23 protein-coding genes and 2 tRNA genes are annotated in these 23,833 nt (G+C 64.4%); 8 read left to right on the plus strand and 17 right to left on the minus strand.

What is annotated here, in order from left to right; all coding sequences use genetic code 11:
• Window positions 1–9 precede the first annotated feature (9 nt).
• The 3 genes from kdpB to kdpF form a co-directional block, all read right to left on the minus strand.
• A complete protein-coding gene (kdpB, locus tag AAHK20_RS09950; RefSeq protein ID WP_449181282.1) occupies window positions 10–2,181 on the minus strand; it encodes a potassium-transporting ATPase subunit KdpB in 2,172 nt (723 codons plus the stop codon).
• Between the two features lie 90 nt (window positions 2,182–2,271).
• Complete coding sequence (gene kdpA, locus AAHK20_RS09955; protein WP_449181283.1) at window positions 2,272–4,074, minus strand: potassium-transporting ATPase subunit KdpA; 1,803 nt, start codon at window positions 4,072–4,074, stop codon at window positions 2,272–2,274.
• Between the two features lie 70 nt (window positions 4,075–4,144).
• Window positions 4,145–4,225 (minus strand): K(+)-transporting ATPase subunit F, encoded by an 81-nt coding sequence (gene kdpF, locus AAHK20_RS09960; RefSeq protein WP_449181349.1) that lies wholly within the window; start codon window positions 4,223–4,225, stop codon window positions 4,145–4,147.
• A gap of 394 nt (window positions 4,226–4,619) precedes the next feature.
• Between kdpF and AAHK20_RS09965 the strand changes: the two genes are divergently transcribed.
• Both AAHK20_RS09965 and AAHK20_RS09970 read left to right on the plus strand, forming a co-directional pair.
• The gene (locus AAHK20_RS09965; RefSeq protein WP_449181284.1) at window positions 4,620–5,255 is read left to right on the plus strand and encodes a GNAT family N-acetyltransferase; all 636 of its coding nucleotides are present in this window, start codon (window positions 4,620–4,622) and stop codon (window positions 5,253–5,255) included.
• Window positions 5,256–5,336: 81 nt separating this feature from the next.
• The gene (locus AAHK20_RS09970; RefSeq protein ID WP_449181285.1) at window positions 5,337–5,663 is read left to right on the plus strand and encodes a hypothetical protein; all 327 of its coding nucleotides are present in this window, start codon (window positions 5,337–5,339) and stop codon (window positions 5,661–5,663) included.
• 164 nt (window positions 5,664–5,827) lie between these two features.
• On the opposite strand, the gene AAHK20_RS09975 is transcribed toward AAHK20_RS09970, so the two are convergent.
• The 3 genes from AAHK20_RS09975 to AAHK20_RS09985 are packed head-to-tail and all read right to left on the minus strand — an operon-like array spanning window position 5,828 to window position 9,675.
• Window positions 5,828–6,979, minus strand: coding sequence for a branched-chain amino acid ABC transporter substrate-binding protein (locus tag AAHK20_RS09975; protein WP_449181286.1), 1,152 nt, complete (start codon window positions 6,977–6,979; stop codon window positions 5,828–5,830).
• Between the two features lie 36 nt (window positions 6,980–7,015).
• The gene (locus tag AAHK20_RS09980) at window positions 7,016–8,248 is read right to left on the minus strand and encodes an NAD(P)/FAD-dependent oxidoreductase (RefSeq protein WP_449181287.1); all 1,233 of its coding nucleotides are present in this window, start codon (window positions 8,246–8,248) and stop codon (window positions 7,016–7,018) included.
• Entirely contained in the window at window positions 8,248–9,675 is a 1,428-nt protein-coding gene (locus tag AAHK20_RS09985; protein WP_449181350.1) for an amino acid permease, read from the minus strand. Before AAHK20_RS09985 ends, AAHK20_RS09980 begins: the two co-directional genes overlap by 1 nt.
• Before the next feature lie 376 nt (window positions 9,676–10,051).
• Here AAHK20_RS09985 and AAHK20_RS09990 point away from each other — a divergent pair, with 376 nt between their 5' ends.
• A complete protein-coding gene (locus AAHK20_RS09990) occupies window positions 10,052–11,476 on the plus strand; it encodes an aminotransferase-like domain-containing protein (RefSeq protein ID WP_449181288.1) in 1,425 nt (474 codons plus the stop codon).
• Between the two features lie 88 nt (window positions 11,477–11,564).
• Here AAHK20_RS09990 and AAHK20_RS09995 read toward each other — a convergent pair whose 3' ends face one another.
• The 11 genes from AAHK20_RS09995 to fdxA form a co-directional block, all read right to left on the minus strand.
• The gene (locus tag AAHK20_RS09995; RefSeq protein ID WP_449181289.1) at window positions 11,565–12,332 is read right to left on the minus strand and encodes a DUF4088 domain-containing protein; all 768 of its coding nucleotides are present in this window, start codon (window positions 12,330–12,332) and stop codon (window positions 11,565–11,567) included.
• Window positions 12,333–12,441: 109 nt separating this feature from the next.
• Window positions 12,442–12,765 (minus strand): AzlD domain-containing protein, encoded by a 324-nt coding sequence (locus tag AAHK20_RS10000; protein ID WP_449181290.1) that lies wholly within the window; start codon window positions 12,763–12,765, stop codon window positions 12,442–12,444.
• Window positions 12,762–13,433 (minus strand): AzlC family ABC transporter permease, encoded by a 672-nt coding sequence (locus tag AAHK20_RS10005; RefSeq protein WP_449181351.1) that lies wholly within the window; start codon window positions 13,431–13,433, stop codon window positions 12,762–12,764. The genes AAHK20_RS10000 and AAHK20_RS10005 overlap by 4 nt, the downstream gene beginning before the upstream one ends.
• A 219-nt stretch (window positions 13,434–13,652) precedes the next feature.
• Complete coding sequence (locus AAHK20_RS10010; RefSeq protein WP_449181291.1) at window positions 13,653–14,540, minus strand: helix-turn-helix transcriptional regulator; 888 nt, start codon at window positions 14,538–14,540, stop codon at window positions 13,653–13,655.
• A 46-nt stretch (window positions 14,541–14,586) separates the two neighbouring features.
• On the minus strand, window positions 14,587–15,180 hold the full coding sequence (locus AAHK20_RS10015) for a DUF4865 family protein (protein WP_449181292.1): 594 nt from the start codon (window positions 15,178–15,180) through the stop codon (window positions 14,587–14,589).
• Between the two features lie 110 nt (window positions 15,181–15,290).
• Entirely contained in the window at window positions 15,291–15,782 is a 492-nt protein-coding gene (locus AAHK20_RS10020; RefSeq protein ID WP_449181293.1) for a CreA family protein, read from the minus strand.
• 31 nt (window positions 15,783–15,813) lie between these two features.
• Entirely contained in the window at window positions 15,814–16,176 is a 363-nt protein-coding gene (locus AAHK20_RS10025) for a type II toxin-antitoxin system RelE/ParE family toxin (protein WP_449181294.1), read from the minus strand.
• Window positions 16,173–16,475, minus strand: coding sequence for a type II toxin-antitoxin system ParD family antitoxin (locus AAHK20_RS10030; protein ID WP_449181295.1), 303 nt, complete (start codon window positions 16,473–16,475; stop codon window positions 16,173–16,175). Before AAHK20_RS10030 ends, AAHK20_RS10025 begins: the two co-directional genes overlap by 4 nt.
• Window positions 16,476–16,641: 166 nt before the next feature.
• Window positions 16,642–16,717 (minus strand) — tRNA-Asn (locus tag AAHK20_RS10035).
• 76 nt (window positions 16,718–16,793) lie between these two features.
• Window positions 16,794–16,869 (minus strand) — tRNA-Asn (locus AAHK20_RS10040).
• Between the two features lie 164 nt (window positions 16,870–17,033).
• Window positions 17,034–17,357 carry a ferredoxin FdxA gene (gene fdxA, locus AAHK20_RS10045; protein WP_449181296.1) on the minus strand — a complete coding sequence of 108 codons (324 nt, stop codon included), beginning with the start codon at window positions 17,355–17,357 and terminating at the stop codon, window positions 17,034–17,036.
• A gap of 349 nt (window positions 17,358–17,706) precedes the next feature.
• Here fdxA and pncB point away from each other — a divergent pair, with 349 nt between their 5' ends.
• From pncB to AAHK20_RS10070, 5 genes are all read left to right on the plus strand, one after another.
• Window positions 17,707–18,903 carry a nicotinate phosphoribosyltransferase gene (gene pncB / locus AAHK20_RS10050; protein WP_449181297.1) on the plus strand — a complete coding sequence of 399 codons (1,197 nt, stop codon included), beginning with the start codon at window positions 17,707–17,709 and terminating at the stop codon, window positions 18,901–18,903.
• Between the two features lie 178 nt (window positions 18,904–19,081).
• A complete protein-coding gene (locus tag AAHK20_RS10055) occupies window positions 19,082–19,744 on the plus strand; it encodes a LutC/YkgG family protein (RefSeq protein ID WP_449181298.1) in 663 nt (220 codons plus the stop codon).
• A gap of 69 nt (window positions 19,745–19,813) precedes the next feature.
• The gene (locus AAHK20_RS10060; protein WP_449181299.1) at window positions 19,814–21,238 is read left to right on the plus strand and encodes a sodium:proton antiporter; all 1,425 of its coding nucleotides are present in this window, start codon (window positions 19,814–19,816) and stop codon (window positions 21,236–21,238) included.
• Window positions 21,239–21,347: 109 nt separating this feature from the next.
• The gene (locus AAHK20_RS10065) at window positions 21,348–22,337 is read left to right on the plus strand and encodes a 2-hydroxyacid dehydrogenase (RefSeq protein WP_449181300.1); all 990 of its coding nucleotides are present in this window, start codon (window positions 21,348–21,350) and stop codon (window positions 22,335–22,337) included.
• Window positions 22,334–23,821 carry a DNA recombination protein RmuC gene (locus AAHK20_RS10070; RefSeq protein ID WP_449181301.1) on the plus strand — a complete coding sequence of 496 codons (1,488 nt, stop codon included), beginning with the start codon at window positions 22,334–22,336 and terminating at the stop codon, window positions 23,819–23,821. The genes AAHK20_RS10065 and AAHK20_RS10070 overlap by 4 nt, the downstream gene beginning before the upstream one ends.
• Window positions 23,822–23,833: the final 12 nt, after the last annotated feature.

Raw genomic sequence — 23,833 nt, forward strand, 5'->3', positions numbered from 1 at the left:
TGACCCGAGTCACGCGACCAGATGCAGCGCGACCATCACGACATCGATCAGCTTGATCCCGGCGAACGGCACGATCACGCCGCCGAGTCCCCAAACCAGCAGGTTGCGTCGCAACAGCGCGTCGGCGCCGAGCGCGCGGTACTTGACGCCCTTCAGCGCGATCGGAATCAGCAACGGAATGATCAGCGCGTTGAAGATCACCGCCGACAGAATCGCGGAGGTCGGCGAATGCAGATGCATGACGTCCATCGCGCCGAGCCACGGCAGCGTGCCGGCAAAGAGCGCGGGCACGATCGCGAAATACTTGGCGACGTCGTTGGCGATCGAGAACGTCGTGAGCGCGCCGCGCGTCATCAGCAGCTGCTTGCCGATCTCGATCACTTCGATGAGCTTGGTCGGATCGCTGTCGAGGTCGACCATATTGCCGGCTTCCTTCGCGGCCTGCGTGCCCGAGTTCATCGCGAGGCCGACGTCGGCTTGCGCGAGCGCGGGCGCGTCGTTGGTGCCGTCGCCCATCATCGCGACGAGCTTGCCTTCGGCCTGCTCTTTACGCAGATAGGTGAGCTTCGCCTCGGGCGTCGCTTCGGCGATGAAGTTGTCGACGCCCGCGAGCTGCGCGATCGTCGCGGCGGTCAGCTTGTTGTCGCCCGTGACCATCACCGTGTAGAGGCCCATCTTGCGCAAGTGCTGGATGCGTTCGCGGATGCCGGGCTTGAGCACGTCTTCGAGAATCACCACGCCCGCGATCTCGTTGCCGTTCGCGACCAGCAGCGGCGTCGCGCCAAGCTTCCCCGCTTGCTGCAGGATCGGGTCGAGGCCGAACGGCACTTCGCCGCCGTGCTGCTTCACGTACGCGACCACTGCATCGGGCGCGCCTTTGCGGATCATGCGGCCGTCGGGCAGGTCGACGCCGCTCATGCGGCTTTGCGCGCTGAACGGAATCAGCTTCGCGTCCTTCGGCAAGGCGTGCATGCCGTGATCGGCCGGGTAGGGCGCAAGCGGCGACACCACGGAGACGATGCTCTTGCCCTCCGGCGTCTGATCGCCGAACGACGCCATCGCGGCGAGCCGCTTCAACTCGCCTTCGTCGTAGGCGCCGACGGGCATGAATCCGGTCGCGCGGCGATTGCCGATCGTGATCGTGCCGGTCTTGTCGAGCACGACGGTGTCGATATCGCCCGCGACTTCGACCGCCTTGCCGCTCTTCGCGATGATGTTTGCGCGCAGCGCGCGGTCCATGCCCGCGATGCCGATCGCCGCGAGCAGCGCGCCGATCGTCGTCGGGATCAGGCAGACGAGCAGTGCGACGAGCGTGGGCACGTCGGTGCCGAGGCTGTGCAGCGGCTCGCTCAGGCCGAGATAGCTCGTCATGTATTGCTCGGCGTTGAACGCCATCGGCCACAGCGGCACGACGACGATCAGGAAGATCAGCGTGAACGCCGACAGCACGAGCGTGAGCGCAATCTCGTTCGGCGTGCGCTGCCGCACCGCGCCTTCGACGAGCGCAATCATGCGGTCGAGAAAGGTTTCGCCGGCATGCGCCGAGATGCGGACGATGATCTCGTCGGACAGCACCGTGGTGCCGCCCGTCACGCCGGAACGGTCGCCGCCCGCGTCGCGGATCACCGGCGCCGATTCGCCCGTGATCGCCGACTCGTCGACGGTCGCCGTGCCATCGATCACTTCGCCGTCGCTCGGAATCACATCGCCCGCGCGCACGATGACGACGTCGTCGCGCTGCAGCTTGATCGACGACACCTTCTCTTGCCGTCCGTCGGGATGCACGAGGCACGCGATCGTATCGCGCCGCGCGCGCTTCAGCGCATCGGCTTGCGCCTTGCCGCGCTCTTCGGCGATCGCGGTCGCGAAGTTCGCGAACACGACGGTCAGAAAGAGCCAGACGTCGAGCGCGATGAAGTAGGTGAGCGGCGCCTCGCTATGCGCGAAGCCGAGCGCGATCTGCACGATGAACACGAGCGTGAGCACCGCGCCGATCTCGACGACGAACATCACCGGGTTCTTCCATTGGATGTCCGGGCGCAGTGCGACGATCGACTGACGCAGCGCCGCGCGCACCAGGTCCGAGGCGAACAGTTTGCTCGCCTGCGAGTGCTGCGGCGGGCGAGGGCCGGCAGGCGTGGCCCCGACGGCCGCCCCATGCGCGAGCTTGGCGGTTTCCATGAGATACGCTCCTCGATTTCGCTATCTAATCGATTCGTTCGCTAGTTGATTCGCTAAGTGATGTCAGATTCGGAAACGGTTTGACATCCGCTATCCGCCGAATGGAATCGGCCCCAAGTGCTCCGCGACCGGTCCGAGCGCGGCAATCGGCAAGAACAGCAAGGCGCCGACGATCAGGATCGTGCCGAGCAGCAGGAAGCCGAACGTCGCGGTGTTGTCGCGCATCGTGCCGAGCGTCGCGGGCGCCACCTTCTTGCGGCCGAGGAACGCGGCCATCGCAATCGGCGCCACGATCGGCAAGTAGCGCGAGAACAGCATCACGAGGCCAGTCGCCGTATCCCATTGCACGGCGGTCGGCGCCGGGTTCGGGTTGCTGTTGAAGCCGTAGGTGGTCGCGAGCCCGTCGAACGCGGAGCCGTTGTTCGCCGACGAGGACGAGAACTGGTACACGATTTCGCTGAACCCATGCGCGCCCGGATTCGCTTCGGCCTTGGTGCCCCAGTCGGTCGCGGAGAACAGGCCGCTCGGGCCGAGAATCAAGATCGGGTGCACGAGCAGCGCGATCATCGCGAGCTTCATCTCACGCGCGCCGACCTTGCGGCCGAGATACTCCGGCGTGCGTCCGACCATCTGCCCCGCGAGGAACACGCCGACGATCAAGAACAGCAGCAGATTGATCATGCCGACGCCCTTGCCGCCGAACACGCAGTTGAGCCACATCCCGATGAGCGGAGAGAGACCCGCGATCGGGTTCAGGCTGTCATGCTCGGCGTTGACCGCGCCGCAGGTCACGTCGGTCGTGATCGCCGCGAAGGTCGCGCCCGCCGACGTGCCGAAGCGCAATTCCTTGCCTTCGAGATTGCCCAGATGCTGGTCGACCGGCAGTGCGGCGACAGGCGGGATCGTGAGCGTGCGATGCGCGCCCGCCAGCGGATAGGTGCGCGACATCGCATGCGCGGTGAACGCCGGGTTGGGCTTCATCGTGTCGAAATAGACGGCCCATGCGATCAAGCCGATCATCATCGACAGCATCACGCTATAGATCACGATGGCGTGCCTGAGACGCGCGAGCATGCGCCCATACATCAGCACGAGCGAGAACGGGAAGATCATCATCGCGAGCGTCGTCACGAAGTTCGACAGCGCGCTCGGGTTCTCGTAGGGATGCGCGCTGTTCATGCCGTAGAAGCCGCCGCCGTTCGTGCCGAGCATCTTGATCGGAATCACCGCGGCTACCGGTCCGACGATCAGCGTTTGCTGTTTCGCCTGGCCGTGGTCGTCCGTGCCCATCGCCGTGGGCTCGAGCGTCGTGACCTGCACGTCGCTCTGCAACGTCATCGGCATGCCTTCATGGATGAAGATCGCGCCGATGATCAGTGCGACCGGCACGAACATGTAGAGCACGACGCGCCACATGTCGACGAAGAAATTGCCGACGTGCTCGGCTCCGCGCAGCAAGCGAATGATCGCGGTTAGCGCGCACACGCCGACTGCCGCCGAAAGAAACATGTTCGGCAGGATGAACAAAATCTGGCTGAAGTTCGATAGATGCTGGTCGCCGGAATAGTGCTGCAGGTTCGTGTTGGTCATAAACGAGATGACCGTGTTGAAGATCGTCGACGGCGCGAGCATGCCGCGTCCAAGCGGATTGAGCGGCATCAGCGGCTGCAGCGACAACACGACGAAGCCGAACACGAATAGCGCCGCGTTGAACACGAGCAGCGAGATCGTGTATTGCTTCCAGTTCTGCGGGCCGCTGTCGAGCCGCGCTTCGAACCAGTGGAAGAGGCGCGGCGCGTTGTAATGGCCGTCCATGATCCGCGCCATGTAGCGGCTGAGCGGGATCGAGATGACGATGGCCGTCACGAGAATGAGAATCGGCAGGGTCCACATAACGCTCCCCTTGGGCGCGAAAAGGCGCTAATCGGCGCTAAGAATTCGATGGAACTGCGTTAAGCAACGCTCAAAACCACTCGGGACGTATGAGCGCGACGAACAGATAGATGAAGGTCAGCGCGGATATCGCGGCAGCAATCCAGGCCATGATGGTGTCCTCAAATCTTGTCGCAGGCGTGGATGAAGAGCAGACAAAGCACGAGACTGCCCAAGCCGAGCGCGAACATTCCCGGTAGCCAGATCAGCAGATTCATGACGGTCTCCTTGTTTTCTTCGGGCAATACGACGCCCTCACCGGCCTGTCGAGCGCGGCGACGCAACCTGAAATCAGGTTGGATACAGGTATAGGGCGGGGCAAATAAAAATGTCGTAAATCCGGAAGGAATCAGGTGCGCCTGCCGACTGAACGCCTCGCTTTTTTACGAGATTTTTTCTTGCGAGCGCGAAGCGCCGAACCCTAAACTTCGGGCAGTTCGATAACAAAGCGAGAAGCGAGCGATCGCTAACGCCAAGTCGTCAACGCGATCGCCAGGGAGGCTGTCATGAGCAAGCAACGAAAAGCAGCAACGAACCCTCCGCGTGTCGCCTATGTCCAGCGCGGCATCGGCAGCGTCGTAGTGCGGCGCTTCGATCCGAAGCGCGATTCGTTCGAGCACTTGACGGACATGCTGCATCGATCGTTCGCGCGGCTCGGCATGATGGGCCTGAACTGCACATGCGTCGATCAGAGCGTGCTCGTGACCGAGCAGCGCGCGAAGCGCGGCGATTGCTATGTGGCCGTGTGCAACGGACGTGTCGTCGGCACGATGACGCTCTACGCGACGGATCGCGAATCGGCATGCGAGCTATATCAGCGCGACGACGTGGCGAGCGTGCGTCAGCTGGGCGTCGATCCGACGTACCAGAACCGCGGCATCGGCAAATCGCTGCTGGCGTTCGCTGAGCACTGGGCCGCGACGCGCGGCTACGCGGAGCTGGCGCTCGATACGCCGCAGCCGGCCGCGCACCTGGTTGCGTTCTATCGCGGGCAAGGCTTTCGCATCACGGACTTCCAGCGCTTCGATGGCAAGCGCTACGACAGCGCGATCCTCTGCAAGCCGGCGATTGCCGCACGCACGCTGGCGGCGTGGACGAAGACGCTCGAAGTCACGCGCCGCGCGTGGGCGCTCGCGGCGTGATTTCCAGGCTATGAAACGAAAGGAAGGTCCTCGGAATTCGAGGGAAACGACACACCGATGATTGAGCGTTCCAGACTACACATGCTGTTAAGAGGCATGGCGAAGGTGATTGCGATCGCCTTCTTGGCCAACCAGGTCTTGACCTCCGTATTCACGCTGGCCGCGCAGCAGATCGATCCGGAGATCTCGCATCAAACGATCTGGATGTTCAGTTGCATGACGTGCGGGTTGTTCACGCTGTGGCTGCAATCCGATGCACGGCGCGCGTATGGATTCGCGCGCGAGAAGGGTTTCGTCAAGTCCGAGGGCAATGCTGGCCAGGCGGCGCTGCAAGTCGCGATGGATTGCCCAAAGCGCTGGCTCGTCATTCTGCACATCGAGTTGAATCCAACGACGGTCAAGGCGTAGTAGCGTTTCCGTCTCGCGTTAACACAATCTTTACGCGATCGTCGAACATCCGGCGGCGGCGCCAATGCATTGAGGCTCTTGGCAATGGCGCCGGACGACTCCGCGCGAGGTACTTTCGCGCGTGGCCTCCGGCGCCACTTTTTCATCTTTTCACGTCTTCAGACTCACGCCCCACTACTGCCGCCCACGGTCCGCAAGCTCTTCCATTGCCCCTGCTGGACTTCGAACAGCGTGTACGGCGGCTTGATCAGATCGCCGTTCGGGTCGAACGCGATCTTGCCCGTCACGCCCGTCACCGTGACCTTCGGGAACGCGGCGACGATCTTCGCGCGGTCGAGCGAATTGGCGTCCTGAATCGCCTTGAGCATCGCGAGCGTCGCGTCATAGGCGAACGGCGCGTACAACTCGACGTCCTGGTTGAAGTGCGCCTTGTAGCGCTTCGCAAAGTCCTGCGCCGCAGGCAGCTTGTCGAGCGCCGGGCCCGGCTCCAGGTCTTGCGTGCCTTCGCCCGCGGGGCCCGCGATCTGCAGGAACGCATTGCTCTTCAGCGCGCCCGCGCCGAACAGCAGCGTCGGCATGCCGAGCGAGCGCATCTGCTTGACGAGCATTGCGCCTTGTTCGTCGAGCCCGCCGAAGAAGATCATGTCGACGTTCTTTTCCTTCAGCGTCGTCAGGATCGCGCGGAAGTCGACGGCCTTGTCGTTCGTGAACTCGCGATCGACGATGTTCCCGTTCGCCTCCTTCGCGCCTTTCTCGAACGCGTCGGCGAGACCCTGCCCGAAGGCTGTGCGATCGTCGATGATGCCGATGCGCTTCGCTTTCAACTGCTGCACCGCGAACTGGCCCGCGATCACGCCGCCGACGCCGTCATGACCCATCGTGCGGAACACGTTCTGGAAGCCCTGGTGCGTCAGCGCCGGATTGGTCGAGCCCGGCGTGATCATCGCGACACCCGCCGTGTGATAGACCGTCGAGGCCGGGATGCTGCACCCCGAGTTGTAATGGCCGATCACGCCGACCACGCCGTCGTCGACCATCTTCTGCGCGACCTGGATCGCGGTGCGCGGGTCGGCTTGATCGTCCTGCACGTCGAGCACGAACTTGACCGGCTTGCCGCCGATCGTCGGGTTCTTGGCGTTGGCCTCGTCGATCGCGAGCTGCGCGCCGTTCTCCAGATCCTTGCCGACGCGCGCGACCGGCCCCGTCAGCGGCGCGGCGAATCCGATCTTCACGATCGTGGGGTCCGCGCCGTACGACGGCGCCTGCGCGCACAAGACCCCAAGTGCTAGTGCGACTACCAAATTTCGGCGTTTCATGATGTCCGTCCTCTTTTGTGCAGACAGTTGCGGTGGTTAAAAACGACGCGGGCTATAAGGCTCGAGATCGATGGGAGACGCGCGGCCGGCGACGAGGTCGGCGACGACGCTGCCTGTCACGCCGCCCAGCGTGACGCCAAGATGCTGATGCCCGAACGCGTAGACGACGCGCGGCGAGGCGCTCGACGCTCCGACGACCGGCAGCCCGTCGGGCAGGCTCGGCCGGAAGCCGAGCCAGTTGCTGTCCGGTTGCTGCAAACCCGGCAACGCTTCCTGCGCGGAAGTCGTGATCAGGTTCAGCAGCTCCGGGTTCTTCTGTGGTCCAAATCCGCCGAGCTCGACGGTGCCCGCGGCGCGGATGCCGCCGTCCATCGGCACCATGTAGAAGCCGCGCTCGGCCCAGCCGCACGGGCGGGAGATCAGCGACGACGTGCCGGGAAAGCGCACGTGATAGCCGCGCTCGGTATCGAGAGGCACGCGGTCGCCGCATTGCCGTGCGAAGCGGCCCGACAGCGCGCCTGTGCAGACGATCGCGTGCTCGGCGCCGTGTACGCGGCCGGCTTCGTCGACGATGCGCACGCTGCTCTTCTGCGGCTCGAGCGAGCTAATCGCGGTGCGTTCGTGCTGCAGCCCTTGGCGCACCATCGATTCGTACAGCACCTGCAAGAAGCCGCGCGGGTCGCTTAGGAACCAGCTGTCGTTGAACATCGTGCCGTGCGCGAAGATCGGCGCGAGGTTCGGTTCGAGTTCGCGAATGGCGTCGCGCTCGAAGTTTTCGAATCGCACGCCGAGCGAGCGGCGCAGCGCGAGCGACGCTTGCGCCGACTTGAATGAGTCCGCGTTCGAGTACAGGTACAGGCATTCGCGTTCGCGAACGAAGCTCGACAATCCATCGATCGACAGCATCTCTCGATACCCTTCGAACGCGCACGTCAGCAGGCTCGCCAGTGCTTTCGCGCTGTGCTCGTAGCGCTTGGGCGTCGCGTTCATCAGAAATCGCGCGAGCCACGGCGCCAGGTGCGGCACGTATCCCCAGCGAATCCGGAGCGGGCTCGTCGCCGAGAACAGGAAGCGCGGCAGGTTGCGGAACACGTCCGGGTTGTTGACGGGGATGCACGCGTAGTTCGCGAACGTGCCCGCGTTGCCGTACGACGTGGCTTCACCGGGGCCGAGCGCGTCGTAGAGCGTCACGCGGTGGCCGTCGCGCATCAGCCAGTACGCGCTCGACAGCCCGATGAAACCCGCACCAAGGACAGCGACGTCGGCCATTATTTCTTCCAGTCCGCGGCAGGGGCCGGGAACGCGCGACGCGGTGCTTCGCGGCGCGCCGAGGCGCCCTGACGAACCGCGTTCGGCGAGGTGCGTCCGGTGGCGACGGGCTCGTGGCGCATCGCCCCTGCGGCGCATTCGCGCTGTTTGCGCGTGAGGACAAAAGCGAGCGATACGACCGCCACGCTGCCGAGGCTCGCCATCAACTGGCTCGCGAGCGAATGATCGAAGCCCATCGCGATCAGCACGCCGGCAATCGCTGCGACCACCGCGTAGGAGAGCCACGGGAACAGCCACATCTTGAGCGTCAGGCGTTCCGGCGCGCTCGCCTCGATGCGCCGCCGGATGACGATCTGCGAGACCGCGATCGCGAGATACACGAAGAGCATGATCGCGCCGGACGCGTTGACGAGGTATAGGAACACGCCCTGCGGCGAGACGATCGCCGCGACGATCGCGACGTAGCCGACCACGCTCGAGAGCAGCACCGCGAGGCGCGGCACTTTGTTCGGGGAGAGCTTGAGCACCGCATGCGGCGCGTCACCGCGCTCGGCGAGCCGGAACATGATGCGCGACGACACATAAAGCCCCGAATTGAGCGCCGACAGCACGGCGACCAGGACGATCGCGTTCATCATGTCGGCGGCGCCGGGGATGTGCATCGTCCCCAGGGCGGAGACGAACGGCGAGTAGCCGACCTTGATCGACGCCCACGGCACGATGCACGCGATCACGAACATCGAGCCGACATAGAACGTGATCACGCGCAGGATCACCGAGCGCGTCATCGCGGCGACGTTCTTGCTGGGGTCGTCCGATTCGGCGGCGGCGATCGTCGCGATTTCGGCGCCGCCGACCGCGAAGATCACAGTCGGCACGCCCGCGAAGATCGACATCATGCCGAACGGCAGGAAGCCGCGGTCGCCGCTCAGATGCTGCGCCGTCTGATGCCACGACGAGAAGCCGAACAGATAGCTCGCACCGACGACGATGAACACGATGATCGCGGCGACCTTGATCGACGCGAACCAGTACTCGAATTCGCCGTACGACTTGACCGACAGCAGATTGATGGCGGTCATCACGGAGAGCAGCACGAGGCCGATCACCCAGACCGGCGCCGGTATCCAGCGCTGCAGGATGCCGGCGCCCGCCACCGCCTCGACGGCGACGACGATCACCCAGAAGTACCAGTAGAGCCAGCCGTTGGTGAAGCCGGCCCAGTTGCCGAGGCCGATGCGCGTGTACTCGGTGAACGAGCCGATGCCGGGCGTGGCGATCGCCATTTCGCCCAGCATGCGCATCACGAACAGCACGACGACGCCGGCGAGCAGATACGAAAGGCACGCGGCGGGTCCCATCGCGCTGATCGTGGCGCTGCTGCCGACGAAGAGGCCGGCGCCGATGATCCCGCCGAGCGAAATCATCGTCACGTGGCGTTTTCTGAGCGCCGTGCCGAGGTGGGCCGCGGGTTGGGCCGAATCTGGCGTCTCCGGGGTGGTGGGTCGATCTGTCACAAGCGTCTCCTCCTGTACTACAGTTCGGGATCGCGCCGCTGAGCTGGCGCCGTACAAACGATGGGCTCATACTCACACAAAGATTTTTTGTGTGCAATTGATTTGTCTTTGTGTGGACTTAGGTATTTTCCCCGACGCAGCAGCGCCTGTTCTCGCCGAATAGCGAATAAGTCCTTGCTGTATGCCCCTATAAAGGGTTTAGTATCTGTTCCGTGGGCGCATGTGGTGCACCGCGTGGCAAGTTTTGTGCGGGCGAACGAATGTTTTGTATGGAGTTGCTAACTGAATGACTAGCGAAATAAACCACACAAATGGTGAGGAAAATCTCCAGACAAAGGGACGCCAGGCCACCTACCTAGAGGTGTCGCGCAATCTCGAAGAGAAAGTGCGCAGCGGGCTCTACCCGCCGGGCAGCCGTTTGCCGCCGCAACGCGACCTGGCGCTGGAGCTTGGCCTCAACGTGTCGACGGTGTCGCGCGCGTACAAGGAGCTGCAGGCGCGCGGGCTGATCGTCGCGAGCAAGCGGCGCGGATCGATCGTCACCGGGGGCGCGATGCCGTCGGTGCACGCGCGCGCGGAGAGCAGCCCGAGCGCCGCCGTCGAAGCGAACGCGGTGATCGACCTGACCGTCAATCGCCCCGCGACCGGCGAGTTCCTCACACAGCTCGCGCGCACGATGGCGAACCTCGCGCGCGATCCGCGCTATCCCGAGACGCAGGAATACCAGCCGCCGCAGGGGCCCGATTGGGCGCGCGCGGCCGGCGCGCAATGGATCGCGGCGCCGGGCTTCGCGCCGCTGGCCGATAACGTGGTCGTGACGAGCGGCGCGCAGCACGGCCTGTATGCGGTGCTGAGCAGTCTGATGGGCCACGAGGGCGTGATCCTCTCGGATCAGTTGACCTACTACGGGCTGAAGGCGCTCGCGCCCGTGTTCCAGTTCGAGATCGTCGGGATTCCGAGCGACGACGAAGGGTTGCTGCCGGACCGTCTTGAAGAGGCGTGCAAGCGCATGCGCGTGAAGGCGATCTTCGTCGTGCCGAATCTGCAGAATCCGACTGTCGTGACGATGAGTCTCGCGCGCCGCGTGGCGCTCGTCGATATCGCGCGGCGCCATCACATCGCGATCATCGAGGACGACGTGTACGGTCCGCTCCTGCGCACGCGTCTGCCGACGATCGCGAGCCTGTGCCCCGAGCTGACCTTCCATGTCGCGTCGACATCGAAGATCCTCGCGCCCGGGCTGCGCATCGGCTACCTGCATACGCCGCCGCACGGCGCCGCGCTGGCCGCCGAGGCTGTGCGCACGACGGCATGGATGCCCGCGCCGCTCTCGACGCTGATCGTCACGCGCTGGATCGAGGACGGCACCGCGCATACGATCCTCGAAGCGCAGCGCACCGAGTTGCAGGCCCGTCAGGAAATCGCGCGCGAATTGCTGCCGGCCGAGCTGCTGCATAGCGATCCCGCGTGCATGTTCGTCTGGCTGCGCGTGCCGCCGCCCTGGCGTTCGGACGACTACGCGGCGAATGCGCTGGCGCGCGGCGTCAACACGATGCCGGCGTCGGCGTTCGCGGTGGACCGTTCGACCGTCGCGCACGGCGTGCGGATCAACCTCGCCTGCGCCGCATCGCGCGAGCAGCTGACGCGCGCGCTGCAGATCCTCGCGCACACGCTGCGCGACCGGCCGAGGGCGCTGTTTGGGACGATTTGAGGAGGAGGGCGGCGCGCTTGTGTAAAGCGCCGCGTTTCGAGTCAGGAAATGTGTTTCGGGGGAAGGGTAAGCGCGCCGGCGCGCTTGCTTACCGCGTGCGGCGCTGCTCCGGCTGCTGCGGCGGGCGCGGCGCCATGAAGAAGTTGCGGAGCCAAACGGCCATGCGCGAAAAGATGTCGTCGGGTTCCTCGACGAAAATCTCGGGCTTCAAGAGGCGCAGGAACTCCATCATCTGCTGCGCTTCCTGCTTCTGGAACGAGCCGTGCGCAAGCCCGAGCTTCAACAGCCCGCGCAACTCGCCGAGCTTCTCGCGCGCCGTGCTGCCGGTGCTCATCTCGCACGCGATCTTCGCCTCGTAGACCCGTTGCCGCAGCGATTCCGCCAACCGCCACGCCGGCGTCTGCATCGATTCTTCCAGCGATTGGATATCTTGCGCGGCTGACTTGATCTGGGCCGCGAGCGGGTCGACCAGCATCTGTTCGCCGCCCGCCTCGTTGACGATCGCCGTCGCCCATTCGCGGCACGCCTTGGCCAGCTCGTCGGGCGTCCATTCGGAGCGCACGGCGAAGCCGAAGCCGAATTCGGTCGCCTGACGCATCAGGATCGCGACGACGTCCGGAAACTCCTTGTCGAGCGTGCGCTTCGCCCAGGCGTACTGGCCGCCCTGCAGCATCCGCTGCACGGCGTGCTCGGTCAGCGGCACCATGTTGTCGAGCAGCTTGGCGCGCAGGAAGTCCTCGAACGACGGCGTCGCGAATTGCGGATCGAGCTTCAGCGACACGCGCACGAATGCCTCGAAGTCCTTGCGTAGCGACGCGACGGTGTCGTCCTTCAGTGTTAGGGTGATTTGACCCATGTGATGTCCCGATGGCTCGTCGTGCGCGTCAGTGTTGCCGTTCAGCGCACCTCGGCTGTTTAACGGCTCTCGCTGGCGGAACTTGAGAGCAATCCATCGGAAGATTGCTTCAGTGCAGCACGACGCCTTGCCAAAGGAAGAAGACAGCCAGGCCGACCGCGATGGTCACGAGCGGCCGGCGCGTCGCGATGCAGACCGCGCACGACGCCAGCGCGCCGACCAGCTGCGGGTTGCGCCAGGTGAGCTCGGGGCTGCCGCCGTGCGGCGAGACCGCCATCGGCACGATGATCGCGGTCAGCACGGTCACCGGCACGAAGCTGAGCGCGGTGCGCACGAGCGGCGGGAACACGATCCGGTCGCCGAGCACGAACACGGCCGAGCGGATCACGTAGGTGATCAGCGCCATGCCTAGGATCAGGAGGGCGTAGTTCATTGCGTGACTCCCGCGGCGCGTGAGCGGACGAGGCCCGGGCGCGACAGCGCGACGCCGACCACGACGCCCGCGGCCACCGCCGCGAGCAGACCGAGCTTGTAAGGCCACGCCTGGAACACGCAGGCAAGGACTCCCGCAGTCGCGGCCGCCGCGACGAAGCGCACCGCGACGAGTTGCGGGATCACGATCGCGATGAAGGTCGCGACCATCGCGAAATCGAGCCCGAGCGACTGCAGGCGCGGGAAAGCCGCGCCGAACAGCAGGCCGGCGAGCGTCCAGACCTGCCAGTTCAGGTACATCGCGACGCCTGCGCCAAGAAAGTAGTGCGGGCCAATCGCGCCGGGCGGCTTGTGCCGGTAGTGCGAGTAGGCGACGGCGAAGACTTCGTCGGTGAGCAGCGCGCCGAGCGTCCAGCGCCAGCGCGCGGGCAGGTGCGCGACATAGGGCGCGAGCGTCGCGCTGTACAGGACGTGCCGCAGGTTGACGATCAGCGTCGTCGCCAGGACGACCGCGAAACTCGCGTGGCTCGCAATGAGGCCGAGCGCGATGAATTGGGCCGAGCCGGCGAATACCGCCAGCGACATGAGCTGGCCGTGCCACACGTGGAGCGGGCCGGATGTGACGAGCGTGCCGAAAATGACGCCGAACGGCGCCGCGCCGACCATCATCGGGATGATGTCGCGGGCGCCGTCGGCGAATTCGTTCAGGGGGCGGGGTGCGTTCAAGATATTCTCCATAGGTCTCCGAGGGTAGTCGGATGACCTAGGCGGGTCTTGTACGTTCTTGCGCTATCCGTGCTGCTTGCCGATGGGCTGATGGCGGCCGGTTTTGCTTGCTTCTGTTGCTTGCCCCTGCGGATGACGAAGCACGCGCCGTTGCGACCGGCGTCAGCGCGACTGCCAGCGTCCGGGCGGTACGCCGAACATGCGGCGGAAATGGCGCGTGAAATGGCTTTGGTCGGTAAAACCGGTCGCCGCAGCGACTTCGGCCACCGAAACGCCAGCGCGCAGTGGACCGAGCGCGCGCTGCAGACGGACCTGGTTGCGCCACGCATGCGGCGGCAGGCCGGTCTCGCGCGTGAAGAGCCGTGCCGCGTGGAACGCCGACAGGCCGACCGCCTGCGCGAGATCGGTCAGCGTCACGGGCTCGGAGAGATCGGCGGCGAGACGGGCCTTCATCGTCTCGACGCGCGGATTGTCGGCCAGTAGCCGAGCCGGTTCGGGCTCGTTGCCCGCGTGCCGGACTAGCAGAGTCGATAACGCGTCGATCAGCGCGGCTTCGGCAGCAAGCGGATCGCCGCCCGGCGGATGGCCGCCCCGCGGATCGCCGCACCGCGCATTGCCGCCCCGCAGATCGCCGGCCGCTTCGAGCAGCCGGTGCGCGATCGACACCCGGCGCGCGAGATCGGGGTCGCGAATGACGTCGGCCGGAAACCAGGGCAGCGGCTGCGCGCGGCCGGCGATGTCGTCGGCGAGCCCCTGGACGAAATCGACCGGCACGTAGCAGACGCGGTACTGCCATCCGTGCTCGGTCGCGCGCGAGCCCGTGTGCAACTCCCCTGGGTTGATGACCGGCACGGTGCCTGTCTCCGCGACGTGGTGCGAACCGAGATAGTCGAACATCTCGGCGCCCGCTTCGATCACGGGAATCGTGTACGCGTCGTGCCAGTGCGGCGCGAACTCGTGATCGAGGTATTCGGCCGTCACCATGTCGGCACCCGGCAGAAGCGGGGTGCGCCAGTAGCGTACGGAATTGCGGAATGGGCGGTCGGACATGGCGATGCTAATGGCTGATGCGTGGTTGACTCGATTCACCTGCCGATCATTCGTCGTTCACGGGTTGCAGCGCTTGCCACTCCGGCGTCGAAACATGCAGCACTTCGTAGCGCGCCGCCGTTGCCGTGTGCGCAATATCCGCGCTGGCCCACAGCTCGGTGCGCACGGCGGTCCAACTACCGGCTTCGAGCGAGACGACCCGCGCGAGCAGCCCGGCTTCGTCGATCCGCGCCAGATGCAGCTCGTTTTCGTCCACGGCCCAGTTGGTCAGATCGATGCCGGGCCGCAGCGAGAAACGTTCGACGGTCATGCTGCGTCCCGCGCGGAACGTTTCCTGGTCGCCGTTCAAATGCAGGGCGGTGACGATGCCTTCGAACGCCGTCGGCCGGCCGAACGATTGAACGACCGCGTCGAACTTCGGACCCAGCAGGAAATCGCGCGCACCGAATGGCTGCGTCCACACATAGAACGGCGCATATTCGTTGACGTGCGCGCCGCTATTGCGCTCGCGGATCAGAAACGCCTTGAAGCCGAGCCCGGCGAGCGTGTCGAACGGCGCATGCCGCTCGGCGACTCGGCGCCGGATGATCGACATGTCGTAGTCGGCCGGAAGCGTGATCGGATAGTGCAGCGTGAGCATGGGCGCGCCCTCCATTTGCCTGGTCGATCAGTGTAGAACACCGCGCGTGTCATTGCTTGGAGGCGCCGCGGCTCGGTGCGGCCGCGGAGGGACATCACTGCATGAGCGGCTTATCTGACGGGAATCGTGACGCCGGCCGGCATCGGCACGGCGGTGACGCTGTTCTTCGCACTGCCGGACACGACGCGGTCGCTATACGTCAGATAGACGAGCGTATTGCGCTTCGCATCGACGATCCGCACCACATGCAGCGTCTTGAAGATCAGCGACATGCTCGCGGTGAACACATCGGTCTGCTGCTTGAGCGGCTGAAGAATCTTGATCGGGCCGACCTGGCGGCACGCGATCGACGCTTCGGTCGGGTCTTCGGCTATGCCGAGCGTGCCCTTCACACCGCCCGTACGCGCGCGCGACACATAGCAGGTGACGCCGGTGACGAGCGGATCGTCGTAGGCCTCGACGACGACGCGGTCAGACCCGGTGATGCGGAAGTTCGTGTTGACGCTCGCGACTTCTTCGCTATGCGCGAACGGCGTTGACAGCGCGGTGAGAGTCAGGGCGAGCACGGCGCTGACGGACGACAAGGCAGGATGGCGTTTCATATCGGAGTCTGCGGGAAGAGGGGGCGAATCGTTATTCAGCATCGGAGGCCGGGGGCACATGGCGCGGCAGATCCATCGCATCGTGAAGAATTCTGAGCACGTCAATCACACGCTTATCGTGTTCATCGACTCGGAACATGATGAAGTGCCGCCCCTTGCGTCGCTTGCGAGACACGTGGATCGAGAGCAGTCCAGGGGCAATATCGTCTCGTGTGGCAACTCCTGTCAGTGCCGGACCGGCGATCAACTCCTGCAAAGCCATCGAAATCGTTTCAGCATAGGCACGTGCACGGGCCTTGCCAAACCGCTCTGCGCTCCAGCGAATGATGTTGCTGAAATCGTGTTCGGCAGATTCCGTTAGGCGAACGGTCCAGGCGGCTGTTTGGCTGGTCACCGGGCGGGTTTCGATTTGGTTGCCGGTGCGAGCGCGTCGTCAGCGAGCTCGGCGAGATGTTGACCCAGCTCCTGCGCCGAAACGAAACTGCGCACCCGCTTGGCTTCGACGTCGGCAAGACCAACGTGCGCAGCATCCCGCAACGCTTCGAGCCGAGCCTGCGTCTCGTTTTCCTCGCGTTCTACCAGGCGCAGGCCCTCGCGCAACACTTCGCTTGCGTTCTGATAACGCCCCGACTTGACCAGGCGGTCTACCAAGGTGGCCTGATGGGTGGTTAGCACGACATTGCGGGTAGGCATGGCGTTAGCTCCTGGAGAAACAAGCGTTGGCAGATTATGCCATGGCACGCTATGCGCGCCGCCGCTTGTTGCCGCTGGATGTGAGCGCGAAAAGTTGACCCAGTTCGCTAGCTGGCGTGCAAAAAGCAAAAAGGCCCGTCATTGCTGACGGGCCTTTGCATGCTCTTGGCTCCCCGACCTGGGCTCGAACCAGGGACCTACGGATTAACAGTCCGGCGCTCTACCGACTGAGCTATCGGGGAACAGCTACTACTCTCAACCTTACGTAAAAAAGCCCGTCATCGGTAACGGGCCTTCGTATCTTGCTCTGCGATTTTTTGGCTCCCCGACCTGGGCTCGAACCAGGGACCTACGGATTAACAGTCCGGCGCTCTACCGACTGAGCTATCGGGGAACAACAACAGCAGAGAAGCGAGATTGTATTGGCCGTTGCGAAACCTGTCAATACCCTTCGATCATTTCATCCATGTCGAAGTGGCTTGCAGGGCCGCTTTGCGCGAGGCTCGCTGAGGTGACCCAAGCGAAACACCAAAGCGCATGCCGCGGCCGGACACGAATTTAGCGCTCGAGCAGATTGAGCTTTTCCTTCACGTCCTTCCACTCGTCGGCTTCCGGCAGCGGGGCCTTCGTTTTCGTAATGCTCGGCCAGTTTTTCGCGAGTTCAGCGTTGAGCGGCGTGAAGTGCTGCTGATCGCCTGGGACGTCTTCCTCGGCGTAGATCGCGTTCACCGGGCATTCGGCGACGCAGACGGCGCAGTCGATGCACTCATCCGGATCGATCGCGAGGAAGTTGGGACCTTCGCGAAAGCAATCCACCGGACAGACGTCCACGCAATCGGTGTAGCGGCATTTGATGCAGCTTTCGGTCACAACGTGAGTCATTCAAGCTCCTGCACACAGATGTATTGGGGAGGCGAAACGCCAAAGGAGCTATTGTAGCGTAACGGGTAAATCCTTATGCAATTGCCCCTACGACGCCTTTTATACCGTTTGGTGATTTGTTTATGAGAGCCCCCAGACCTGGCGCTGTGCGCGAGGCCCCCCGAGGGGGCAAGTCAATCTTGGGGCGGCCCGGCGATTTCCTTGAAGGGTGGACGGGTCCGTGCAGCTGAGCCGTGTTCCGGCCCGCATTCGGGTAACATGGCCGAAAAGCCGGGTCGAAGGCGGCGCTGTCATACCTGAGCGCCAAGCCGGGCAATCTGGTCCGAACGTTCGCAGTCCGGTTGAAATCATGATCATTACTTCGCTGCTCGACACCGATCTGTACAAATTCACGATGATGCAGGTCGTCTTGCATCATTTTCCCGCCGCCAACGTGGAGTACCGGTTCAAGTGCCGCACGCAGGGGGTGAATCTCGTGCCGTACATCGACGAGATTCGCGACGAGGTCAGGAAACTCTGCCAACTGCGCTTTTCCGAAGACGATCTCGACTATCTGCGGCGGATGCGTTTCATCAAGAGCGACTTCATCGATTTCCTCGCGCTCTTTCACCTGAACGAAAAGTACATCTCGATCGATGCGTCGAAGAAGGGTAACGGCGAGATCGACATCGACATCAAGGGGCCGTGGCTGCACACGATCCTCTTTGAGATTCCCGTGCTCGCGATCGTCAACGAGGTGTACTTCCGCAATACGCAAAAAGATCCCGACTACGCGGGCGGACGCGAGCGTCTGCACGACAAGATCACGCTGCTTGGCGCGCGCCCGGAATTCGCCGACTGCAAGATCGCCGACTACGGTACGCGCCGGCGCTTCTCGGGGACCTGGCACGAAGAGGTGATTCTCACGCTGAAAGAGCGCATCTCCGAGCAGTTCGCCGGCACGAGCAATGTGTACTACGCGAAGAAACATGGCTTGACGCCACTCGGCACGATGGCGCACGAGTATCTGCAGGCGTGTCAGGCGCTCGGACCGCGTCTGCGCGATTCGCAGATCTATGGCTTCGAGATGTGGGCGAAGGAGTATCGCGGCGACCTGGGCATTGCGCTGTCCGATGTCTACGGCATGCAGGCGTTCCTGCGCGATTTCGATATGTACTTCTGCAAGCTCTTCGACGGCGCGCGCCACGATTCGGGCGACCCGTTCGATTGGGGCGAGCGTCTCTTGCGCCATTACGAGGAAAACCGCTGCGACCCGCGCACGAAGGTGCTCGTGTTTTCGGATGCGCTCGATATCCCCAAGGTGCTGCAGCTCTACGAACGCTTTCGCGGACGCTGCCGGCTCGCGTTCGGCGTCGGCACGAATCTCACCAACGATCTCGGCTATAACCCGCTGCAGATCGTGATCAAGATGGTCCGCTGCAACGGCCAGCCGGTCGCGAAACTGTCCGATTCGCCGGGCAAGAACATGTGCGAGGACAAGGCTTATATCGCGTATCTGCGCCAGGTGTTCGGCATCGACACGCCCGAAGAGGACGCCGGGAAGTAACCGGCGCACCACGCTCGCTCGGCCATCCGGCCGAGCGAAAACCGCATGCGAGGCGGCTCTGCGGCGAAGAGGCGCGCCCCAAGGGCACTTCCTTGTCCGCCTCCCTTACGGGCGGCATCCTGCGGGGCGTCGGTATAATCGACCTCTATCGCAATCGGCATCGTCAAGAGGAACGCTCATGGATACATCGGCCGCCCGCCGCAATATCCTGGCGCGCATACGCGCGGCCCAGGGCCGGCCTGCGCAACCCGACGCCACCGAACGTGAGGCCGTCGCCGACTATCTCGCGCGGCATCCGGAAGGACCGCGTCCGCCGATGCCGGACGATCTCGTCGCACGCTTCATCGCCGAGGCGCAGCAGTTGTCGACAACGGTCGACGAAGTCGCGGCGATGTCCGAGGCGCCCGCAGCCGCGCATCGATATCTGACCGAACACGGCTTGCCGACTTCCGCCATCGCCTGGCAAACACTCGAAGATTTGCCTTGGACCGAAGCGGGCCTGGCAGTCGAGTTCCGCAAGCCGCAAGACGCCGATCTCGTCGGCATTACCGGCTGTTTCTGCGCAACAGCCGAGACGGGTTCGCTCGTGCTGCTGTCCGGCCCGCAAACCTACGCCTCGGCGGGGCTTTTGCCGGAAACGCACATCGCGATCGTTCCCGCATCTCGCATCGTCTCGGGTCATGAAGAGGCGTTCGCGCTGATTCGCGCCGAACGCGGCGAGCTGCCCCGCGCAGTCAATTTCGTGTCGGGGCCGTCGCGCACGGGCGATATCGAACAGACCATCGTCCTGGGTGCGCACGGACCGTATCGCGTGCACGTGATCATCGTGCGCGGCGCTTGAGCTGTCGCGTCATCGGCCGGCCGGCGCCTGGCGTCCAAGGTCAATCTCGAAAATAAGGGGCTGCAAAACATGAAACGACTCGCCGCATCGGCGTGCGTGGCGCTGGCGGTGGTGTCGGCCGTGTGGCCCGTGACGGCGTCGGCGGCGACGCCCGATGGCACTACGTTGTCGGCGCTATGGGGTGTTCCGTTCGCGGGCATCCTGCTGTCGATCGCGATCTTCCCGCTCGTTGCCCCGATTTTCTGGCATGACCACTTCGGCAAGATCGCGGCCGCATGGGGCGCGCTGTTTCTCGTGCCGTTCGCGTTTGCGTTCGGCGCCGGGGCGGCGCTCGGCGCGTTCGCGCATGCGCTGCTGGAAGAATATGTGCCGTTCATCGTGCTCTTGACCGCGCTCTACACCATCGCCGGCGGCATCTGCGTGCGCGGCAACCTGCACGGGTCGCCCAAGCTCAACACGGCGATACTCGCGCTCGGCACCGTGCTCGCGAGCATCATGGGCACGACCGGCGCGGCGATGCTCTTGATCCGCCCGCTCTTGCGCGCGAACGACAACCGCAAGCATGTCGTGCACGTCGTGGTGTTTTTCATTTTTCTGGTGGCGAACGCGGGCGGTTCGCTGTCGCCGCTCGGCGATCCGCCGCTCTTTCTCGGCTTCCTGAACGGCGTGAGCTTCTTCTGGACGACGCAGCATCTCGCGCTGCCGATGCTGTTCATCTGCGCCGTACTGCTCGCGCTGTTCTACGCGCTCGACGCGTACTACTTCCATTGCCGGGCCGAAGAGCGCTCTCAGGTCCTCGATCCGACGCCCGATACGCACGGCATCTCGATCGACGGCAAGATCAATTTCGTGCTGCTCGCGATGGTGATCGGCCTCGTGCTGATGAGCGGCATGTGGCGGCCGGGCATCAGCTTCGATGTGATCGGCACGCACGTCGAGCTGCAAAACGCGGTGCGCGATGGTTCGCTGATCGCGTTGACGCTCGTGTCGCTGGCGATTACGCCGCGTTCGGCGCGTGCCGGCAACGCGTTCAACTGGGCGCCGATCGAGGAGGTCGCGAAACTCTTCGCCGGCATCTTCGTGACGATCGCACCGGTCATCATGATCCTGCGGGCGGGGCCGTCCGGCGCGTTTGCGCACGTGACGAGCCTTGTCACCGATGCGCACGGCAAGCCGATCGACGCGATGTACTTCTGGGCGACCGGCATCCTGTCGTCGTTCCTCGACAACGCGCCAACCTACCTCGTGTTCTTCAACCTCGCGGGCGGCAACGCGCAGACGCTCATGACCACCGGCGCGACCACGCTCGCCGCGATCTCCGCGGGCGCCGTGTTCATGGGCGCCAACAGTTACATCGGCAACGCGCCGAACTTCATGGTGAAAGCGATCGCCGAATCGCGCGGCGTGCGCATGCCGAGTTTCTTTGCTTACCTGTTGTGGTCGGGAGCGGTGCTGGTGCCCGTCTTCCTGGTGACGACGTGGCTCTTCTTTTGAGGTGACGCGCGGCTTGTGGCCTTTGGGTCCGGCGGCGCGATTCAGATTCGCAGTTTGATTTCATGGCGCGCGCGGCTTCGCTGCGCGGCGCACGATTCGGAGACGAAGCATGCAGAAGATTTTGGTCGCGCGTCCGATTTTTCCGGACGTGGTCGAGCGGCTCAAACAGTATTTCGAGGTGGATTGGAATCAGGGCGAGGCGTTGCCCGCCGCCGAATTGGCCGCGCGGCTCGCCGACAAGGACGGCGCGCTGACCGCGGGCGACCCGGTTGGCGCGGCGGCGATTGCAGCGGCGCCGCGTCTGCGCGTCGTGTCGAACATGGCGGTCGGCTTCAACAACTTCGACATGGCGGCGTTCGACGCGGCGAACGTGCTCGGCACGAATACGCCGGACGTCCTGAACGAATCGACGGCCGACTTCGGCTGGGCATTGATGATGGCCGCCGCGCGCCGCGTGACCGAATCGGAGCACTGGTTGCGCGCGGGCAAGTGGCAGAAGTGGGCCTACGACAGTTTCCTCGGCACCGATATCCACGGTTCCACGCTCGGCATCATCGGCATGGGGCGCATCGGGCAGGCGCTCGCGCGCCGTGCGCGCGGCTTCAACATGCGCGTGATGTATCACAACCGCTCACGCGTCTCACCGCAGATCGAGGCCGAGCTGAACGCCGAGTACGCGTCGAAGGAGCATTTGCTGCGCACGGCGGACCACATCGTCCTGGTGCTGCCGTACACAAGTGAGAACCATCACACGATCGGCGCCGCCGAATTCGCGCTGATGAAGCGGACCGCGACGCTCACGAACATCGCGCGCGGCGGCATCGTCGACGACGCGGCGCTGGCCGTTGCGCTGCGCGAGAAGCGGATCGGCGCCGCCGGTTTGGACGTGTTCGAAGGCGAGCCGAGCGTGCATCCCGATTTGCTCACGGTGTCGAATGTCGTCCTGACGCCGCATATCGCGAGCGCGACCGAAGCGACGCGCCGCGCGATGGCGAACCTCGCCGCCGACAATCTGATCGCCGCGTTGGGCGAGGGCCCGCAGGCAGGCAATCCGCCGAACCCGATCAACCCTGAAGTGCTCGGCAAGGCGCGCTCATGACCCTGATTCTGGTGGCAGCCGTCGCGCTGCTCGCGGTGGCGCTGGTGATCGCGCTGGTGGTGCTGATGAAAGGCGCCGGCCGCGCGAACGAGCACGCGTTCGCGGAACTCGGCGAGCAGATGCTGGAAGGCGCCGAGAAACAGGCGCGCGCGTACGAGCGCCTCGAGCGCGAACTGCGCGGCGAGATCGCCGAGACATCGCGTCAGTCGCGCACGGAGTTGGGCGCGGGCTTTGCGCAGGTTCAGCAGATGCTCGCCGCTCAGCTCACGAGCGTCGCGACGGTGCAGAACAACAAGATCGAAGACTTCGCGCAGCGCCTCGCGCAGCTGACCGAAAGCAACGGCAAGCAGCTCGACGCGGTGCGCGAAAGTCTCCAGTTGCAGGCCCTGCAGGCGCGCGAAGAGCAGGGCGTCGCGCTCAAGCGCTTCGGGGAAACGCTCGCCACGCAGCTCGTGCAATTGACGGAAGCCAACGACAAGCGCTTTGCCGAAGTGCGCGCGACGATCGAGCAGCGCTTGAAGGACATCGAAGCGAACAACGCGACGAAGCTCGAAGAGATGCGCCGCACCGTCGACGAGAAGCTGCACGCGACGCTCGAGCAGCGCCTTGGCGAATCGTTCAAGCTCGTATCGGACCGGCTGGAGCAGGTGCATCGCGGGCTCGGCGAAATGCAGACGCTCGCTGCCGGCGTTGGCGATCTGAAGAAGGTGCTGACCAACGTGAAGACGCGCGGCACCTGGGGTGAAGTGCAGCTCGAAGCGCTGCTCGAACAGGTGCTGACGCCGGACCAGTACGCGAAGAACGTAGCAACGGTGCCGAAGAGCAGCGAGCGCGTCGAATTCGCAATCAAGCTGCCCGGTCGGCTGGATGCCGCCGGCGGGCAGGGTGTGGCGACGCCGGTGTGGCTGCCGATCGACGCCAAGTTTCCGCGCGAGGATTACGAGCGTTTAATCGAAGCGCAGGATCGTGCCGATCCGGCGGCGGTGGAAGAGGCATCGCGCGCGTTGGAAACGCGCATCAAAAACGAAGCGCGCACGATCGCCGAGAAATACGTCGCGCCGCCGCATACGACCGATTTCGCGCTGCTGTTTCTGCCGACCGAAGGCCTGTACGCAGAGATCCTGCGCCGCCCGGGCCTGACCGACCTGCTGCAGCGCGACTACCGCGTGACGATCGCTGGACCGACGACGCTCACCGCCTTGCTCAACAGCCTGCAAATGGGCTTCCGGACGCTCGCGATCGAAAAGCGTTCGAGCGAGGTGTGGCAGGTGCTGGGCGCGGTGAAGACGGAATTCGGCAAGTTCGGCGACGTACTCGCCAAGACGAAGTCGCAACTGGAAACGGTCACTCGCTCGATCGAGGCGGCCGAGGTGCGTACGCGCGCGATGAATCGCAAGTTGCGCGATGTCGAGGCGTTGCCCGGGGAGGAGGCGAGCGGACTCTTGGGCGATGCGTATTCGAACGCGGAAACGGAAGAGCCCTGAAACGCTGGGCAA

This window comes from Trinickia camelliae (genome assembly GCF_053525655.1).

Bases quoted from the DNA above. Each gene is read 5' to 3' on its own strand.
- AAHK20_RS10030 (WP_449181295.1), bottom strand. From the start codon at position 16,475: ATGCCTACCCGCAATGTCGTGCTAACCACCCATCAGGCCACCTTGGTA.
- AAHK20_RS10005 (WP_449181351.1), bottom strand. From the start codon at position 13,433: ATGATGGTCGGCGCGGCGCCGTTCGGCGTCATTTTCGGCACGCTCGTC.
- AAHK20_RS10065 (WP_449181300.1), top strand. From the start codon at position 21,348: ATGCAGAAGATTTTGGTCGCGCGTCCGATTTTTCCGGACGTGGTCGAG.
- AAHK20_RS10055 (WP_449181298.1), top strand. From the start codon at position 19,082: ATGGATACATCGGCCGCCCGCCGCAATATCCTGGCGCGCATACGCGCG.
- AAHK20_RS09995 (WP_449181289.1), bottom strand. From the start codon at position 12,332: ATGGGTCAAATCACCCTAACACTGAAGGACGACACCGTCGCGTCGCTA.
- AAHK20_RS09970 (WP_449181285.1), top strand. From the start codon at position 5,337: ATGCTGTTAAGAGGCATGGCGAAGGTGATTGCGATCGCCTTCTTGGCC.
- AAHK20_RS10010 (WP_449181291.1), bottom strand. From the start codon at position 14,540: ATGTCCGACCGCCCATTCCGCAATTCCGTACGCTACTGGCGCACCCCG.
- kdpB (WP_449181282.1), bottom strand. From the start codon at position 2,181: ATGGAAACCGCCAAGCTCGCGCATGGGGCGGCCGTCGGGGCCACGCCT.
- AAHK20_RS09990 (WP_449181288.1), top strand. From the start codon at position 10,052: ATGACTAGCGAAATAAACCACACAAATGGTGAGGAAAATCTCCAGACA.
- AAHK20_RS09985 (WP_449181350.1), bottom strand. From the start codon at position 9,675: ATGATTTCGCTCGGCGGGATCATCGGCGCCGGCCTCTTCGTCGGCAGC.
- AAHK20_RS10015 (WP_449181292.1), bottom strand. From the start codon at position 15,180: ATGCTCACGCTGCACTATCCGATCACGCTTCCGGCCGACTACGACATG.
- pncB (WP_449181297.1), top strand. From the start codon at position 17,707: ATGATCATTACTTCGCTGCTCGACACCGATCTGTACAAATTCACGATG.
- AAHK20_RS10060 (WP_449181299.1), top strand. From the start codon at position 19,814: ATGAAACGACTCGCCGCATCGGCGTGCGTGGCGCTGGCGGTGGTGTCG.
- AAHK20_RS10020 (WP_449181293.1), bottom strand. From the start codon at position 15,782: ATGAAACGCCATCCTGCCTTGTCGTCCGTCAGCGCCGTGCTCGCCCTG.
- fdxA (WP_449181296.1), bottom strand. From the start codon at position 17,357: ATGACTCACGTTGTGACCGAAAGCTGCATCAAATGCCGCTACACCGAT.
- AAHK20_RS10070 (WP_449181301.1), top strand. From the start codon at position 22,334: ATGACCCTGATTCTGGTGGCAGCCGTCGCGCTGCTCGCGGTGGCGCTG.
- AAHK20_RS09980 (WP_449181287.1), bottom strand. From the start codon at position 8,248: ATGGCCGACGTCGCTGTCCTTGGTGCGGGTTTCATCGGGCTGTCGAGC.
- AAHK20_RS09975 (WP_449181286.1), bottom strand. From the start codon at position 6,979: ATGAAACGCCGAAATTTGGTAGTCGCACTAGCACTTGGGGTCTTGTGC.
- AAHK20_RS10000 (WP_449181290.1), bottom strand. From the start codon at position 12,765: ATGAACTACGCCCTCCTGATCCTAGGCATGGCGCTGATCACCTACGTG.
- AAHK20_RS09965 (WP_449181284.1), top strand. From the start codon at position 4,620: ATGAGCAAGCAACGAAAAGCAGCAACGAACCCTCCGCGTGTCGCCTAT.
- kdpA (WP_449181283.1), bottom strand. From the start codon at position 4,074: ATGTGGACCCTGCCGATTCTCATTCTCGTGACGGCCATCGTCATCTCG.
- kdpF (WP_449181349.1), bottom strand. From the start codon at position 4,225: ATGGCCTGGATTGCTGCCGCGATATCCGCGCTGACCTTCATCTATCTG.